15 protein-coding genes are annotated in these 15300 nt (G+C 62.7%); 3 read left to right on the top strand and 12 right to left on the bottom strand.

The annotated features are described in order from the left end of the window. Nucleotides 1-11 precede the first annotated feature (11 nt). Together WG900_RS19600 and WG900_RS19605 are read right to left on the bottom strand one after the other, a co-directional pair. On the bottom strand, nt 12-917 hold the full coding sequence (locus WG900_RS19600; RefSeq protein WP_339969986.1) for a DMT family transporter: 906 nt from the start codon (nt 915-917) through the stop codon (nt 12-14). A gap of 11 nt (nt 918-928) precedes the next feature. Beyond that, nucleotides 929-1930: a threonine aldolase family protein gene (locus tag WG900_RS19605; protein WP_339969988.1), complete on the bottom strand. Its 1002-nt coding sequence runs from the start codon at nt 1928-1930 to the stop codon at nt 929-931. A gap of 50 nt (nt 1931-1980) precedes the next feature. Between WG900_RS19605 and WG900_RS19610 the strand changes: the two genes are divergently transcribed. Continuing rightward, on the top strand, nt 1981-2271 hold the full coding sequence (locus tag WG900_RS19610) for a GNAT family N-acetyltransferase (RefSeq protein WP_339969990.1): 291 nt from the start codon (nt 1981-1983) through the stop codon (nt 2269-2271). Between the two features lie 13 nt (nt 2272-2284). Here the strand turns inward: WG900_RS19610 and WG900_RS19615 are convergent, their stop codons facing one another. The 3 genes from WG900_RS19615 to WG900_RS19625 are packed head-to-tail and all read right to left on the bottom strand — an operon-like array spanning nt 2285 to nt 5003. Then, on the bottom strand, nt 2285-3208 hold the full coding sequence (locus WG900_RS19615; RefSeq protein ID WP_339969992.1) for a sugar phosphate isomerase/epimerase family protein: 924 nt from the start codon (nt 3206-3208) through the stop codon (nt 2285-2287). A gap of 19 nt (nt 3209-3227) precedes the next feature. Beyond that, a complete protein-coding gene (locus WG900_RS19620; protein WP_339969994.1) occupies nt 3228-4184 on the bottom strand; it encodes a sugar phosphate isomerase/epimerase family protein in 957 nt (318 codons plus the stop codon). A 45-nt stretch (nt 4185-4229) separates the two neighbouring features. Then, nucleotides 4230-5003: a TIM barrel protein gene (locus tag WG900_RS19625; RefSeq protein WP_339969996.1), complete on the bottom strand. Its 774-nt coding sequence runs from the start codon at nt 5001-5003 to the stop codon at nt 4230-4232. Nucleotides 5004-5694: 691 nt separating this feature from the next. Between WG900_RS19625 and WG900_RS19630 the strand changes: the two genes are divergently transcribed. Together WG900_RS19630 and WG900_RS19635 are read left to right on the top strand one after the other, a co-directional pair. Continuing rightward, nucleotides 5695-7029 carry a site-specific DNA-methyltransferase gene (locus tag WG900_RS19630; RefSeq protein WP_339969998.1) on the top strand — a complete coding sequence of 445 codons (1335 nt, stop codon included), beginning with the start codon at nt 5695-5697 and terminating at the stop codon, nt 7027-7029. Beyond that, nucleotides 7026-7814: a DUF5681 domain-containing protein gene (locus tag WG900_RS19635; RefSeq protein WP_339969999.1), complete on the top strand. Its 789-nt coding sequence runs from the start codon at nt 7026-7028 to the stop codon at nt 7812-7814. The genes WG900_RS19630 and WG900_RS19635 overlap by 4 nt, the downstream gene beginning before the upstream one ends. A 62-nt stretch (nt 7815-7876) precedes the next feature. On the opposite strand, the gene WG900_RS19640 is transcribed toward WG900_RS19635, so the two are convergent. The 7 genes from WG900_RS19640 to WG900_RS19670 all read right to left on the bottom strand — a co-directional run bounded on the left by WG900_RS19640 (nt 7877) and on the right by WG900_RS19670 (nt 15283). Then, entirely contained in the window at nt 7877-8707 is an 831-nt protein-coding gene (locus WG900_RS19640; RefSeq protein ID WP_339970001.1) for a sugar phosphate isomerase/epimerase family protein, read from the bottom strand. Nucleotides 8708-8709: 2 nt separating this feature from the next. Beyond that, on the bottom strand, nt 8710-9522 hold the full coding sequence (locus WG900_RS19645) for a sugar phosphate isomerase/epimerase family protein (RefSeq protein WP_339970003.1): 813 nt from the start codon (nt 9520-9522) through the stop codon (nt 8710-8712). Between the two features lie 3 nt (nt 9523-9525). Continuing rightward, nucleotides 9526-10770: an alkyl sulfatase dimerization domain-containing protein gene (locus WG900_RS19650; RefSeq protein ID WP_339970005.1), complete on the bottom strand. Its 1245-nt coding sequence runs from the start codon at nt 10768-10770 to the stop codon at nt 9526-9528. After that, a complete protein-coding gene (locus tag WG900_RS19655; RefSeq protein ID WP_339970007.1) occupies nt 10767-12038 on the bottom strand; it encodes a sulfotransferase family protein in 1272 nt (423 codons plus the stop codon). Before WG900_RS19655 ends, WG900_RS19650 begins: the two co-directional genes overlap by 4 nt. After that, nucleotides 12035-12853, bottom strand: coding sequence for an SDR family NAD(P)-dependent oxidoreductase (locus tag WG900_RS19660; RefSeq protein ID WP_339970008.1), 819 nt, complete (start codon nt 12851-12853; stop codon nt 12035-12037). The genes WG900_RS19655 and WG900_RS19660 overlap by 4 nt, the downstream gene beginning before the upstream one ends. Nucleotides 12854-12944: 91 nt before the next feature. Beyond that, nucleotides 12945-14213, bottom strand: coding sequence for an MFS transporter (locus WG900_RS19665; RefSeq protein WP_339970010.1), 1269 nt, complete (start codon nt 14211-14213; stop codon nt 12945-12947). A gap of 23 nt (nt 14214-14236) precedes the next feature. Continuing rightward, complete coding sequence (locus WG900_RS19670; RefSeq protein WP_339970012.1) at nt 14237-15283, bottom strand: zinc-dependent alcohol dehydrogenase; 1047 nt, start codon at nt 15281-15283, stop codon at nt 14237-14239. Nucleotides 15284-15300: the final 17 nt, after the last annotated feature.

The following is a 15300-nucleotide window of genomic DNA, read 5'->3' on the forward strand; positions in this document are numbered from 1 at the left end:
CCGCTTCTCCCTTATTTTCGATCCGACAGCGCAATCACCAGTCCGGCCAGCGCCAGCGCGCAGCCTGCCACGGCAAGGCCCGTCCAGCGATAGCCTTCGAGCAGGGTCGACAGGAACATCGCCAGCACCACGACCAGCACGCCGTTGTACGCCGCCTTGCCCGCGCCGAGATTTCGCACGAGGCCGAAATAGAGCGGGAAGGTGACCACCGACCCGGCAATCGCCAGATAGGCCGTCCCCGCCCAGAACGCCGGATCGCGCGGCACGACCGGCGGGCCAGCGGTGATCAGCGCGAAGACCGTATCGAACACCACGCCCCAGGCCATCGACCAGGCCAGCAGGCTCGCCATCGGCAGCGAGCGGCCGGTGTCATTGGCCTGCACCACATTGGCCACGGCAGCCGCGAGCATACCGAAAAATGCGAGCACCACGCCCAGCCAGACATTGCCTCCAACCCCGCCGCTGCGCGCTTCGTTGGCAAACAGCAATCCGATACCGGCAATGGCGATCAGGCTGCCCAAGGCAAAGCGCGCGCTGGTCTTCTGGCCAAGCAGCAAGCGGCCAAGCAGCGTGTTGGGCACGAACAGCAGCGACAGCATGACCGCGACGATACCCGATGTCAGGTGCCGCTCCGCCTCATAGACGAAGTTGTAATTGCCGCAGAACTGGGTGAGGCCAACCAGTATGGCGAGCCACTGGCCCTTCGCGCCGATCTTCAGGCTGGAGCCCGTCGCCAGCGCCATCAGCGCCATGGCCGGCGCGGCAATGACGAAGCGCCAGACCACGGCCCAGCTCGCCGGCACGCCATCGATCTGCCCGGTGATCACCCACCAGGTCGATCCCCAGATCAGCGCGACGAGCAGGAAGGGCGCGGCAATCCTCGGATTGAGGAGCGAGGCATTGGGAGCGGAACTCATCCTGATTACGCTCACAGGGCGGAAATCGCGCGGGCGAGCGCGGTGACGTGCGCCGGCTCGGTCGACCAGGCGGTGACAAGGCGCGCGGCATCGGCGCCCCAGTCATAGAAGGAAAATCCCTGTGCTCGCAGCGCTTCACGTTCAGCTGCGGTCATCGTCACGAACAGTTCGTTGGCCTCGACCGGATACATCAGTCGTCCCCCGCAGGCCGTGCCAAGTTCCTGCGCGGCGGCGTTGGCGGCGCGGGCATTGGCCAGCCAGAGGTCGTTTTCGACCATGGCAATGATCTGCGCGGCAAGGAAACGGCCCTTCGATTGCAGGTGCCCGGCGCGCTTGCGGCGATAGCGGACCATGTCGGACATGCCCGGTTCGAAGAAGACGATCGCTTCTGAGCCCATGCCGCCATTCTTGACGAAGCCGAACGACAGCGCCTGCACCGCGCCCGATCCGCAGGCCTCGTCCGGCGTGCAGCCATGGAAGGCGACGGCGTTGGCAAAGCGCGCGCCGTCCATGTGCAGGCCCAGCCCGCGCTCCTTGGCCAGCGCGCCGATCGCGGCGACTTCAGCGGGTCGATAGGAGAGACCATATTCGCTCGCCTGCGTGATCGAAATCGCGTGCGGCTGGACCTGGTGCACGTCGTCGCGGATCGGATCGATCACCGCGCGGATCGTTTCGGGGCTGACTTTCGCGCCCGCGCCGTCCGCCAACATCAGCTTGGCTCCATGGAGATAGAACCCCGGAGCGCCGGCCTCGTCCATCTCGATATGCGCCTCGCGGTGGCAGACCACGCCGCCATGCGGCTGGACCATCGGCGCGAGCGCGAGGCAGTTGGCCGACGTGCCGGTCGCGGTCCACAGCACGGTGCAGGGCCGTCCGAACAGGTCGGCAAACAGCCCGTCCAGTCGGCGGCTCAGCGCGTCGTTATCATAGGGCGAATCAGGAGCGTCAGCCGCCTGCATCGCTGCCCAGACCTGCGGGTGGACCCGGGCGGCATTGTCGGACATGAATTGCATGACCATATCGGCTTTGCCGATGAGGCCTCGAACGTCAAGGAGTGCGAATGATGGAAGGCCTGACAATCACCCGCCACGGCAGCGATCATGCCGGCGAATACCATGCCCATGTCCCCGGCACTGACAAGATCGGCCGCCTGACCTGGGTGCAACGCGGCAATGTCCGCGCCGCCGAACACACGCTCGTCCCGCCGGAACTGGGCGGCAAGGGCATTGCGGCACGACTGGTCGACGCACTGGTCGAGGACGCCCGCGCACAGGGTTTCAAGGTCAAGCCGGTGTGCAGCTACGTCGTCAAAGCCTTCGAGAAGAACCCCGACTGGGCCGACATCGAAGCCTGACCTTGCGGCCGGCTCAGTCGTAGATCGGCCGCAATTCGCTATCGAGATAGTACCGCGTCATCGCCATCGAGGCGAGCAGGTCGGGCGAGCCGTCGTACTCGATCGACATCCAGCCCTTGAACTCGTGCTGCTTGAGCAGGCGGTAGAGACCCTTGAGGTCAAGCTCTCCCTGCCCCAGCTCCCAGAACCAGCGCGAGCCATCGTCGGTGATCTCGGGGTCCTGCGCATAGCGCACGGCGTCGGGCGTCTTTGACGATGCGGTGTCCTTGAGGTGGAACGTGCTGATGCGATCGTGATAGTCCGAATAGAAGGTCAGCAGGTCCTCACCCATAATCGAGATCTGCGCGGTATCGATGCAGTAGTGGACCAGCCTGGGGTCCGTCGATTCAATCAGTTCGCGGTGGTTTGGCAGGTTGATCGCGCAGAAGAACTCGTTGTGCAGGCCGATCTTGACCCCGTGATCGGTCGCGTAACGGCCGATCTCGTTCATTACCCTGGCGCATTGCTGCACCTCTTCGCGGCTCAGCGGCCCCGTGCCGAAATAGTTCTGCGTCGGGCAGGTGTTCATATAGGTCCCGCCGAACTGAACGATCGTGTCCACCGCCTCGCGCCCGGCGCGGACGGCCTCGTCGAAATGTCCGAGATCATGCGATGCATGCGCGCCGTGGAACATGCCGATCACTTCCACACCGCGATCCCTGGCGAAGGCGGAGAAGTTTTCGGGCGAGCCGAACAGCGGCAGGATATCCGCCAGGTCCCAGGGCGCGATCTCGATCCCGCCAAAGCCCAGCGCCGACTGGTATTTCAGGATATTGTCCCAGTCCGAATAATAGGCGCTGTTGGTCCGGTCCTCCTGATAGAACTCGCGAAAGTTCTCGATCTGCCGGTAGGGAATCGATTTCCAGTGGCACATGTTGGCGTAACGAATGTTTGGCATGGCGGAGACTCCGTCCGTCTTATTTCGGCAAATGGTTGAGCAGGGCGCGGGTTCTCAGCAGCGCGCGGAACGGATCCCGCGTCTGGCGGGCGCTGCAGGTGATCGGCCCGCGATAGTCCAGCCTGTCCAGCAAGGCCGCGACCGCCCCCAGATCGACTGACCCGGTCCCCGGATCGCGGAAAACCTGCGTTGCACGGTTACTCGGAAACTCGGGGTTGGCGGTCTTCCAGACGTCAGCCGTGTCGACAAAATCGGTATCGGTCAGGTGGACGCAGCCGATCCGGTCGATCTGCGCCTCGATAAAGTCCGTGGGCGAGATATCGGCGACGAACAGGCTGGCCGTATCGACGTCCAGCTTCACCGTATCCGGCAGGGCGCCAAGCAGCGGCAGCACGCGTTCGCCGCCGTACAGGCTCCAGTATTCATTGCGCAGCACGAGCGTGATCCCAAGCTCTCCCGCCTTGGCGGCGAGGCCCGTCAGCAGCTCACTGGTCCGCGACGTGAAGGCTTCCATCTTGTCGTCAATGTCAGGGTGATACTGCGCGATGCGCCCATAATAGGCCGAGGGGCTGATGGCGAAATAGTCGGCGCCCATGTCGGCGGCGTGGGACAAGGCCTCGCCCGCGAAGTGGCCGGACGCGCCGAAGTAGAAGTCCAGATTGGCGTTGCGCATGAACAGGTTGGGGTCAAAGGTAATGCCGGTGACCCGGTCGATCCCGCTGGCGCCAAGCAGTGCGCGGTAATTTGCAGCGCTTTCGTACTTGGTGTTCACGCAGTACCGGTTGAAGGGCACGCCGCTGCGACCGCCAAACTGCCACACCGGCTCATAGGGAATCTCGATGGCCGAGAACCCTGAAACAGCGATCAGCGGGTAGAGCTCTTCCCAGAAATACCGGCTTTCATAGCGGTTCCGGTTGGGTTCCTGGTAATGGCGATTGATCAGATCGAGGCTGATCGCAATCGTTTCGATATTCATGTCAGACATCCATTTCGTCAGGCCGCAACAGGCCCATTTCGGTCGTCAGCAGCCCAGCTTCTGCCGGGTCAGGGCCAAGGACTGGTCCATCGGCAGGGTGGGAAAATATTCCAGCCCGATGGCGCCGGAATAGCCCAAGTCGTCCAAGGTCTGCATGACCGCCGCCCAGTCGAGCGTGCCTGTGCCGGGCTCGTTACGGTCGTCCATGTCGGCCACCTGTACGTGGGCGACCAGATGGATGCGGCCCGCTAGAACCTCGGCCATGTCCTCGCCCATTACCGCGCTGTGCCACACATCATAGAGCAGGCGCAGGTTGGGGCTGTTCACCGCCTCGACGAGATCGAGACCAAGCTTGGTGCTGACCAGGTACATGATCGCGAACAGCCGCGTGTTGAGCGGTTCGAGCAACAGCGTCACGCCGGCCTCTTCCGCCGCATCGGCCGCCGCGCGCAGGGCGGTGACGGCATTGGCGAAATGCTCCTCCTCGCTCATCCCCTCGACGCGAAAGCCTGAAGCGACGATCAGGTCGGGCTTGCCCAGCTTGGCCGTGGCGGCAATCGTCTCGCGCACGGCAGCGACCATTTCCTCACGCTCTGCCGGATCGACGATCGAGCGGCGCGGATCGACGCAGACCCCGGTCAGCCGCATGCCGGTATCGGTCAGCGCCTGTGCGAGTGCATCGACCGGCTTGTCGCGCCAGAGGTGGAATTCGGCTAGGTCAAAACCCGCCGCCTTTGCGCTGCGCAAACGCGCGTCAAGCTCGCCCGCTTCGGTGAATTGCCATTCGATACAGGAAGAAAGTTGGTAGCTCGCAGACATAGGATCCCTTACCTATTCTACGGCCCCGCAGCGCTGTTCGCGCTCGTATGCCTGGCGGGTTCAGCCCCGCTATTTTGTGGCGCTCACATCGCTGGATTTGCCGATCAGGTCAAGCCGCTTTGATCCGGAGACGCAAGGATGTCCCGGTCCTGAAACCGAATCGCCGGGCCCCCGCAGGATCGCAGGAGTGATGCCGATTGTATGCGGGACTGCCTAATGTCCTCCAAACAGGGGAGGACGAACGGCGGAGAAATGGTGCGCGACGCGGTCAGGTGCTGACCCGTCTCGGTCCCTGTTTTCCCTGTTTACTGGGAATTTACAGGGAAATAGCGAAAATTTGAGGGCGAATATTGACCAGTGAGGCTCTCTAGGCCGCAGACATCCGCCACTTCCAAGCCAAATTCCCTGCACGCGGAACAGGGAATCCGAAATTGCGGAACAGGGAAGTTGACTTCGCGTAACAGCGAAATGCCTGGCGAAAACAGGGCGCTCGTCCAATCGGATGGCCCAACGATCACAGCCAAGGTGCGTGACCGTTTCCGACGCCATGTTCGAGCCATGAGGGGCCATTTTTCAAGGCAGGCCGTGTTCAGGCCGCGACGAATGTTCCCTTTATGATCTTTTCTCCAGAGACGTCTTAGTGTATACTCCTCGGACCATCGCCGTGACGGCTGACGGAAAGGAACAACTGATGCACACCTGCCAGGTGGCTGACCGCGCGATATCTGCGCTCAAGCCCTATTCGCGCAACGCGCGCACCCACTCCAAAAAGCAGATCAAGCAGATCGCTGCCTCTATCGTGCGGTTCGGGTTCACCAACCCGGTGCTGATCTCGGACGACGGCGAGATCATCGCCGGGCATGGCCGGGTCGAAGCGGCGAAGTCGCTCGGCTGGAAGGCGGTCCCGACGCTGGCCCTCTCGCACCTCTCTGAGACCGACCGGCGGGCCTATGTGCTTGCCGACAACAAGCTCGCACTCAACGCCGGCTGGAACAAGGAGATCTTGGCGATCGAGCTGCAGGCGCTCGTCGACCTCGAGTTCGATACCGAGCTCACCGGGCTCAGCCTAGCCGAGATCGACCTTGTGCTTGACGAAGCAAGCGATGCCGATCCTGATCAGGTCGACGGCCAAGATGACCAGGTCAGCTTTGCTGCTGGCCCCGCAGTCTCGCGCCAGGGCGACCTCTGGCAACTCGGACGCCACCGGCTGTTGTGCGGCGACGCGCGCAGCGCGATCCACTTCGAGGCCCTGATGGGCGGCGAGGTCGCTGACCTCGTGTTCACCGATCCGCCCTACAACGTGAAGATCGATGGCAATGTCTGCGGGCTGGGCACGGTCAAGCACCGCGAGTTCGCCTTTGCCTCTGGCGAGATGAGCCAGACCCAGTTCACGACCTTCCTTGCCGATACGCTCGGCAATGCCGCATCGGTGATGCGCGACGGCGCCATCGCGTTTGTCTGCATGGACTGGCGCCACATGGGCGAACTGCTCGCAGCAGGGCAGCACTGCTTCACCGAGCTCAAGAACCTCGTGGTGTGGAACAAGACCAATGGCGGCACGGGAGCGTTCTACCGTTCGAAGCACGAGCTGGTGTTCGTGTTCAAGCAAGGCACCGCCGAGCACACCAACAGCTTCGACCTAGGTGAGACCGGGCGCTATCGCACCAATGTCTGGGACTACGCTGGTATCAGCAGCATCTCGGGTTCGCGTTCGGAAGAGCTGGCCATGCACCCCACGGTCAAACCGGTGGCGCTCATCGCCGATGCCATCCGCGACTGCTCGCGCCGCGGCGAGGTGGTACTCGACTGCTTCGGCGGCTCGAGCTCTACGCTGATCGCGGCCGAGAAGACCGGGCGCGCAGCACGGCTGATCGAGTACGATCCGCTCTACTGTGACACGATCGTGCGCCGCTGGGAGCGGCTTGCGGGCAAGCGAGCGACGCTGGCGGTGACCAACGAGACGTTCGAAGACCTGGCCGATGCGCGGCTTGATGTTGTGCTCGACAATCTGGAGGCGGCTGAATGAGCGATAACAAGCTGCCGGTGCCGGCCTCGGGACAAGCAGTTGGCTATGGGCGACCGCCTGCCCAGCACCGGTTCCAGAAGGGACGTTCGGGCAACCCGGGCGGCAGGCCCCGCGGCGCGAAGAACAAGCCCAAGCCCCTGGACCCTGCGCTGCAGCCGACTGACAACCTCATTCTCGAGGAGGCCTACCGCCCGGTCACCATCCGCGAGGGCGAAAAGACCATCGAGCTGCCCGCGATCCAGGCCGCGGTCCGCTCGCTGGCGATCTCGGCGATGAAGGGCAGCCGCCTGTCGCAGCGCGCGCTCGCCGAGCTGGTGCGCACCGTCGAGGAGCGCAAGTCGAGCGAGCGCCTGACATCCATGGAAAACGCGTTCGAGTACCAGCAGAAATGGACAGAAGAGCTCGAGCGCCGGCGCAAGCTGGGGATCACTGACCTACCCGATCCGGTCCCGCATCCCGATGACATCGTCATCGATATGCGCACTGGTCACGTGCGGACCGAAGGGCCGCTCGATGAACGCGAGAAGAAGGATTGGGAGAAGCGCATCGCTCGCCGCGCCGAGGCGCAGGATGAGGTCAATGCTTTCGCGGAGAAGTGGCGCAAGGCGCGCGGCGAGAAGCAGAAGGAATTCTGGCTCGCCGAATGGCACTTTGAGCAGCGCATCTTCGACATCATCAACGACGGCATGCCCGAGCGCTACAAGGTGAAGCTTCAGAACCGGTCATGGGCGAAGGGAGCTTCGCGGGAAGGCAAGGCGCTTGAAGAGTTCAGGCGGGACCGATGAGTCGATTTGGCTATTTTTGAGCCCATTGTCCCTACGGACTTTGCATTTCTATTGAGCTAATGTCAGGCCCCAAGCGCCCTCGCTGCAGCCACCACACGTGCTGCATGGTCTCCAGGCGAAAGTCCAGCGAGGAGGTCGGCCAGAGCCGGCGCTTCGATACCGATATGAACGTGTTCAGGTAACGACGCGATCCAATCACGAAGGGGAAAATCGCCCTTGCCTGGCACTGATCGTCCGAACGTGGATTCCATCAGATAGGGTTTTGCATCCACCGGCTCCCATGGCGCATCGCAGAGTTGTGCATACCCGATCAGATCTGAATCAATCGCGGTAATTTCCTCGGTCTTGCTGCCCGAACGATAGAAATGCATTGAATCTATCAGGACCTTTGCCTTGCCTCCGCCAATGGCCCGAGCGACTGAGATTGCGTCCGACAGCGAATTGATCGCATTTGGCGGCGCGAACTCGACTGTAAATTGCATGCCGCGGTCGAGGGTCATGTCCGCCAATTTGCCCAACTGGTCGATGGTCCTCGCGCGGTCGCTCTCGATACTGACAGCATTGATCCGCTGCCCCCCCAGCTCGGCAAGAATATCCAGCCATTCGGCCTTCTCGCTAACGTCTAACGTCGGGTCGGCGCGGAAGCCTTCACCGAGCGAAATGGCAATCCCGGTGTCGGCAAGTGCGGCCTTAAACTCCCGGCGCAGCTTCAAATCATCAACCAGCGACCACTCCGGGTATAGGTTCACGTTGGTGAACCCGAACCGTTCGAAGGGCATCGACGTCAGGCCGAGCGATACGCCTACGCAGCCCAGTTCGGCGGCAAGTTCGACGTACTGGATGGGCGGCATGCCCATCAGGGTCAGATTTTCGATACCCAGGCGGTTAATCATGTTCAAGATATCCCCATGGCATCAAGCAGCGCAGACGCCGCCATAATGCCTTCCCGCAGTTCGGCTTCATCGGTGGCGGCGGAGAAGTCCGCTGGCACCACTTCGAGGTCGAACACACCGGTGTAGCCGGCATCAATTACGTCCTGCATGAAACGCTGCACCGGCAGTTCGCCCTTGCCGATATGCGCGCGTCCGCCCGGTGCGGGGCGGCCTGACGAACCTATCACAACATCGTCGATCTGGATCAGCGCGACATGCGGCATGGCCCGTTTGAACACCTGCCCCAGATCGCGCTGGGTCCAGATATTGGCGAAGTCGGCAACGATGGACAGGCCGCTTAGCTCCACCATGTCGACGGCGTCGGCGAGGCTGGTGATGAACGATACGCTGGTGCGCTGCGTCGGTTCGATTGCGACCTTCACGCCCTTTTCCGAGCCATAAGCGACTGTCGGTTTGACCGCTTCGGCCAGCAGGCTTGCGTCTTCGTCCCAGTCCAAGCGAACAGTGCGCCCGGGGGTGAAGTAGATCGAATGGCCGCCGATGCCAGCAACAAGGTCAATGGCTTCACGGTGGCTGGCCCGGGTAGCTTCCCACGAACTTGGCGAGGAGAGATCATAGCTGCCGACGATCAGAGTCGAGCAGCCGATGCCGGCGTCTGCCAGTTGCCGCATTCTTTGTGCCGGGGCGTCGGAGATTTTCGAGATCAGGAGGCCAGCGTGCCGAACGCCAAGGCTGGTCCACAAGGCCAGATCCTGTTCGAACGACCAGCGAAAGCTGCACATTGCATCGACGGAAAGGCGCGAATTGACGGCCATGGTTCAGCCCTCCAGTTCGGTGCGAAGCTTGGCGATCTGGGCTTCGAGCCAGCGCACTTCGCTGAAGTTCTCGCGGCCTTCGCGCTCAAGGATGGCTTCGGTTGCGGCAAGTTTGATGCCGAGCGCGGCGCGGTTGCCCGCTTCCTCCGCCAACACGGCTTCGGCGAGATGCATGGCCTCAAGTGGCTTGCCCGCATCGAACAGCGCCTGCGCCCTGCCGAGCACCGGTTCAATGCCGCCGGCGAGTTCGATCAGGTCGGGGAACACGGCCTGCGGGGGCACGTCGTAAAGCTCGGTCGAGCTTTCGAAGCGGAACCAGCCCATGTGCTCTTCCCAGATCGAGCGGACGATCCACGGCACTTTGCCATGCCCTTGCGGGATGACGAGTTCGGGCGGCATTTTCACCGTCCGCATCAGCGTCCACAGGTCCACCCCGGCGTTCATCCCAGCGAAGACCTGATCGCGCAGCGACTGCACGCAGTCACGCATTTTCGTCAGGCTGGCGCGAATGGCCTCCGCGCCGCGCAGAGGTTCGCCGTGGCCGGTGATCAGCACTTCGGGGGCAAGGTCAATCACGCTCTGGACTGAATCCAGATACCACTGGACATAGCGATAGCGTTCGCCGCGCACGGTATAGAGGTTGGGCACGTGGCCGAAGATCGGCCCGGTCATGTTGCCGGTGAAGACGATGCGGTCCTGCGGCAGCCAGACCACCAGCGAACAGATCGTCTCGCCCCCCGGTACCGAGTAGAGCTCGAACCGGCGTCCGCCGAGTTCGAACGCATGGGAGTCGCGGAACGTGGTCGTAAGAACCGGTTCGGGGCGCTCGGTCAGTTCCTGCTTCTGATCGCGGCTCCACAGCGCGCGGCTGCGGCGGGCCATGGCCTGACCCAGTTCGCGGTACTGGATGCGGACGAAGGGCTGGTTAGCCTGGGCAATCGTCTCGACACCCGGCACGTTGAACGTTGGCCAGCCGCCGATGTGGTCCTCATGGCTCTGGGTGAAGACGATCTTGCGGATGGGATCGCTCGTTACCGCATCGAAGCGCCGCTTGTTCTCGGCAGCCGAATAGATGATCCCGGTGTTGATCAGCACGCTGCCATCGTCGGTGCGGATGAGGTAGAGGTTCGACACGTCCTTCGACATGTAGATGCCGCCCCCCAGATCGACAGCATCCTGCTTGCCGAGACCGTCGTTGATGATCTGGGCATTGAGCGGCTGGTTCGTGTCGCGCGTCGGCTGGCTCATCCTGCCTTGACCTCTTCCTTGTAGGGAAATGCTTCGTGATAGAAGGCGAAGCGTTCCCGCAGGGCCGCGACGTCGAGGTTGAAGTCGCCTGACAGGTCATAGACCACCCGGCCGTCCTTGCCGCGCGGGTGGCTGTCCATGTAGTCGCGCATGTCGGCGATGCTTTCGTCGGTCGAGGGCAGCCCCGCGAAATTGAGCACGCGCTGCGCCGTGCCGACATCGTCAGCGATGACATCGCCGAACAGGATGTCGAGCCGCTGGCCGGCGGGCACCTTGTCCATGTCGCGCAGATAGGCGCGGAGCATCCGTTCGATCCGGTCGACCCAGTAATCGACGTGGGCCTTGATGTCGGGCTGCTTCTGGTCGGACAGGATCGACAGGCCGCGCATGGTCAGCACAGATTGCAGGATCGCCAGCGGATCGCGGTGGATCTGGACGATATAGGCATCCGGATAATTTGCCATCAGCGCGGGCACCTGCTCGCTGTGCTGGTTGCCCTTGAGGATCCAGCGCCGATCGCTCGGGAACTGGTGCGCGATGGCTTGGAGCATCCGCTTTCCATAGGCATAGTGCGGGGTCTGATCCTGGCCGAGGTAGTAATCACGCCAGCCCGGGACTTCCGCCATCCACTCCCACTGATAGGTGGTGAAGTCGGGCATCTGCAGCTCGTTTTCACCGCAGGCATGATCGGGCGAATGTTCGTGCATGGCCGCCATGATCGGGTTGCCGCTCATCCGGTCCCAATGCGCAGCAGAACGCACCCAGCGGGGGTCGCGGCCATCCGGGCCGGGTTCTTCACCCGGTGTCGGCACCGCTTCGGAACCGAGGTACACCGGCAAGTGACGCAGGCGGCGATCGGCTGCGATCAGGTTTTCTAGGTGAGTGGTGCCCGAACGCGGCAGTCCGACGATGATGATCGGGCGATCGATCTTTTCATTCGCCACTTCGGGGTGGGCATCGAGATAGGCCTTGTTCTTCAGCCGGTTCGCCGCCGCCTTGACCAGCGAGCCGCGCATCCGCGCCTTGGAATGGCGCCACAGGTTCGTGTTGCGCGCAACTTCGCCAGCGATGGCTTCAAGCCGTTCGACGAAATCCATCGAACCGAAATCGGCAAGACAGGTCTGCGCCTTGGCTTCGGCAAGGATGCTCTCGGTCGAAAGATCAACCGGCTCGGCTTCTGCCGCTTCAAGCTCGGCGCGGCGTTCCGGCGCGATCTCGGGGTTGCGGAACTGCTCGACCCGGAAGACCTTCGTTTGAACCTCGCTCATGCCCGGCGCTCCGCCGAGGTGTTGAGCTTGCCGGCATTGGCCATCCAGCCGCCATCGATCTTGACGAGGTCTCCGGTGTGATAGCGCGAGGCGTCGGACATGAAGTAGACGCCGATGCCCTCGAAATCGTCGGCCGTGCCAAAGCGGCCCATCGGGCAGCGTTCGCGCACCTGCGCGCCGAGCGGCGAGTCCGGCCCGCCATCGACTACGGTTTCGCTGACCGTATAGCCCGGGCAAACGGTGTTCGCGCGCACGCCGTACTTGCCCATATCTACCGCAATTCCGCGTGCCAGCGACGCCATCGCGCCCTTGGCGGCGTTGTAGTGCTGCATACCGATCGAACCGGTGAGCGCGGACAAGCTGGCGCAGAACAGGATCGAGCCGCCCGGATCGCCGGCTTCGGCCCGGGCGCGCATGTGGCGGGCACCTTCGCGCGCAACATAGAACGCGCCGTGCTGGTTGACCGAGAGCAGGCCATGCCACGCTTCGCTGGTCATGTTGGTGAAGCAGCCCTGGTTGAGCATCAGACCCGCATTGGCAATGATGCCGTCCACGCGGCCCATTTCCACAACGGCTTCGGCAAAGGCAGCGATCACGCGGGCCTCATCAGCAACGTCGACTTCTTGGGTCAGCACCCGCGTGCCGAACTCTGCTAGTTCATCCTTTGCCTTGGCATTGGCCTCGGCCCGGCGGCCCCAGATCACCAGATCTCCCCCGGCCTTGGCGATGCCCTTGGCGAACCCCAATCCGATCCCAGCATTGCCGCCAGTAACCAGCACGACCTTACCGCTCATGTCCCAAGGCAGCTTAGACATCAACATCTCCAACGCATCCTGTATTGCACATAATAAACGCTCATAGCCAAATTTTTACCAGTTAAAAGGCCATAAAGGGCACTTTATTAGGTTATCGGCGGGGCGTAGCATCTGGATCGGCGGTCCAATCCGGATAACGGCCGAGGCTGAAAATCAGCGCGCCGCTGATCAGCGAGATCACTGCCCCGCCCCACAACAAGGGCGCGTAGCTCCCCGACATGTCATAGGCGACGCCGCCCAGTAGCGGCCCGATTGCTCCGGCCAGAGCAATCATGCTCGCCATGAAGCCGAAGATGGTACCGTAGTTGCGGATGCCGGCGTAGCGCGCGGTCAGGTAGTTGCAGATCTGGATCTTGGTGCCGGCGGCATAACCGCTGACCATCATGGCCGCGACGATGACCGGCGTGCCCGACACGCCTTTGATAAGCAGCGGGAAGGCAATTGCCGTCGAGGCGAGCGTAATGCCGCCGATCCAGCGCGCGTGAAAACGGTCGAGCAGCCAGCCGGTGACAAGCTTTCCGACGATCCCGGCAATCCCCACTGCGCTGCCGATCCATCCCGCATCCGCGCGGGTCAGTCCGGCGTCGACAAGGATCGGGAACTGGTGGACATTGACGGCAATAGTCACGGCCAGAATGAGGAGCGTTGCGATGGCGACGCGCCACAAGGCGCTGTTACGCCAGGCCTGCGCCACGGTTAGTCCTGAAAGATCCTCGCGGGCCGTCAGCGCCTCGCCCCCGTTCTTGATCGCGGCGCGACGGTGATCGTGAATGTCGTAGAGAAACAGCAGGCTGAACAGCAGCGCGACGGCGCCCCAGCCAAAGCCCAGCCACAGGAAGGCCGCACGCCAGCCCTGCGTTGCAATCAGCCAATTGCCCAGCGGCGCGACAATCACTTGGGCAGCGGCAGTCCCCGAAAGAGTGACACCCAGCGCCAAGCCGCGGCTGGTGTCGAACACGCCGGCAACCGCGGTCGACCATACCGTTGTCTTCACCGTCATCGAGATGAAACCGAAGATCAGCCACATGCCGATCCACAAGGCGACAGATCCCGTCGACAGTCCGAAGGCAGCAATCGACGCGGCTGTCAGAACCAGCCCGGGCAGGGCCAGCCGGCGCGAACCCCAGCGATCAATCAGCATCCCGGCAAAGGGAGAACCGATCACCGTGATGATGGCACCAAGCGACATGCCCAGGCTGATCTGGGTGCGGCTCCAGCCGAACTCCCGGGTCAGCGACTCCATGAACAGGCCCAGCGCCGGCGACATGAACGAGAAAAACGAAACGCCGATCGACGAGGCGAGAACCAGCGTCCAGTAACGCTTCCATTCCTGGCCTGCGGTCATTTGCGTCTGAGCCATGAATGTGTCCTCGGGCAGGCCGGTCAGGCCGGGAAGGTAATGCAGACCTTCTGGGCTTCGTCGGCCCGTCCTGCCTGTTCGAGCGCATCTTCGATTTGCTCGAGCGGAAATTCATGCGTGATGAGCGAAGCGAGATCGAAGCGTCCCGAGCGCATCATGTCGAGGATCTCTGGCCACATCTCTTCGGTCGAATGGCTGCCACAGCCGTGGATGTGCCAGTTGTTGAAGGCCACTTGCGCGAGGTCGAGCGCCACCGGCTGCTTGTGCACGCCAACGAGCGTCAAGCTACCGTCGCGCGGTGCGAGCGCGGCGAAATCATCGATCACCGATGCCACGCCGACGGCATCGACATAGAGCCGCGCGCCGCACTTCTCGGCCGGATAGCCGGGGCTGCCGCCGAAGATGTCCTTGGCCTTTTCGCGCAGGTTCTCCCTCGCGGGATTGCAGGTGGCAAAGCCGAGCCCCGCAGCATTCTCAAGCCGGAAGTCGGACAGGTCGACCACCATGACGTTCTCGCAACCGTACCATTTGAGCATGATCGCCGAGGCCATGCCGATGATGCCGGCACCGAAGACTACAGCATGGTCACCGGGTTGCAGAGCCAGCTGTTTGACGCCGCGCGTGGCGATCACGAAGGGCTCGAACAGCACCGATGAGCGCAGGGGCAGGTCGTTGCCCAGCGGCAGCAGGCTGTAACCAACTTCGCATTGGGGAATACGCAGGTAAGACGAAAATCCCCCCGCTGCCGAGACACGGCGCTTGTCGCGGAACGCTTTGTCCGTGTTGACGAAGACCCGGTCTCCGATCTTGAGGCCCTGTACGTTCCGGCCCAGCTCAACGACTTCGCTGACGGATTCATGGCCAAATTCTTCGTCGATCCAGATCCGGCTGGTCGGGCCATGCTTCTGCCAGGCAAAGATGTCAGACCCGCAGACACCGGTCATGACATTGCGCACGATCGCTTCATCATCGCCGCAAGCCGGATAAGGAAGTTCGACCACATCAACCTTGCCAGGGCCGCGAAAGATCGCCGCGCGATAGGATTGCGGCCTGGCGTGCAAAGAGGTCATCGAAAAATCCGTTGAGA

Origin of the sequence: Novosphingobium aquae, assembly GCF_037572715.1 — a bacterium.
GTDB classification, from domain to species: Bacteria; Pseudomonadota; Alphaproteobacteria; order Sphingomonadales; family Sphingomonadaceae; genus Novosphingobium; species Novosphingobium aquae.

Excerpts from the sequence above, each read along its gene's own strand:
- WG900_RS19670 (WP_339970012.1), bottom strand. The coding sequence starts at position 15,283 with ATGACCTCTTTGCACGCCAGGCCGCAATCCTATCGCGCGGCGATCTTT.
- WG900_RS19605 (WP_339969988.1), bottom strand. The coding sequence starts at position 1,930 with ATGCAATTCATGTCCGACAATGCCGCCCGGGTCCACCCGCAGGTCTGG.
- WG900_RS19615 (WP_339969992.1), bottom strand. The coding sequence starts at position 3,208 with ATGCCAAACATTCGTTACGCCAACATGTGCCACTGGAAATCGATTCCC.
- WG900_RS19645 (WP_339970003.1), bottom strand. The coding sequence starts at position 9,522 with ATGGCCGTCAATTCGCGCCTTTCCGTCGATGCAATGTGCAGCTTTCGC.
- WG900_RS19665 (WP_339970010.1), bottom strand. The coding sequence starts at position 14,213 with ATGGCTCAGACGCAAATGACCGCAGGCCAGGAATGGAAGCGTTACTGG.
- WG900_RS19600 (WP_339969986.1), bottom strand. The coding sequence starts at position 917 with ATGAGTTCCGCTCCCAATGCCTCGCTCCTCAATCCGAGGATTGCCGCG.
- WG900_RS19610 (WP_339969990.1), top strand. The coding sequence starts at position 1,981 with ATGGAAGGCCTGACAATCACCCGCCACGGCAGCGATCATGCCGGCGAA.
- WG900_RS19620 (WP_339969994.1), bottom strand. The coding sequence starts at position 4,184 with ATGAATATCGAAACGATTGCGATCAGCCTCGATCTGATCAATCGCCAT.
- WG900_RS19640 (WP_339970001.1), bottom strand. The coding sequence starts at position 8,707 with ATGATTAACCGCCTGGGTATCGAAAATCTGACCCTGATGGGCATGCCG.
- WG900_RS19630 (WP_339969998.1), top strand. The coding sequence starts at position 5,695 with ATGCACACCTGCCAGGTGGCTGACCGCGCGATATCTGCGCTCAAGCCC.
- WG900_RS19625 (WP_339969996.1), bottom strand. The coding sequence starts at position 5,003 with ATGTCTGCGAGCTACCAACTTTCTTCCTGTATCGAATGGCAATTCACC.
- WG900_RS19655 (WP_339970007.1), bottom strand. The coding sequence starts at position 12,038 with ATGAGCGAGGTTCAAACGAAGGTCTTCCGGGTCGAGCAGTTCCGCAAC.
- WG900_RS19635 (WP_339969999.1), top strand. The coding sequence starts at position 7,026 with ATGAGCGATAACAAGCTGCCGGTGCCGGCCTCGGGACAAGCAGTTGGC.
- WG900_RS19660 (WP_339970008.1), bottom strand. The coding sequence starts at position 12,853 with ATGTCTAAGCTGCCTTGGGACATGAGCGGTAAGGTCGTGCTGGTTACT.
- WG900_RS19650 (WP_339970005.1), bottom strand. The coding sequence starts at position 10,770 with ATGAGCCAGCCGACGCGCGACACGAACCAGCCGCTCAATGCCCAGATC.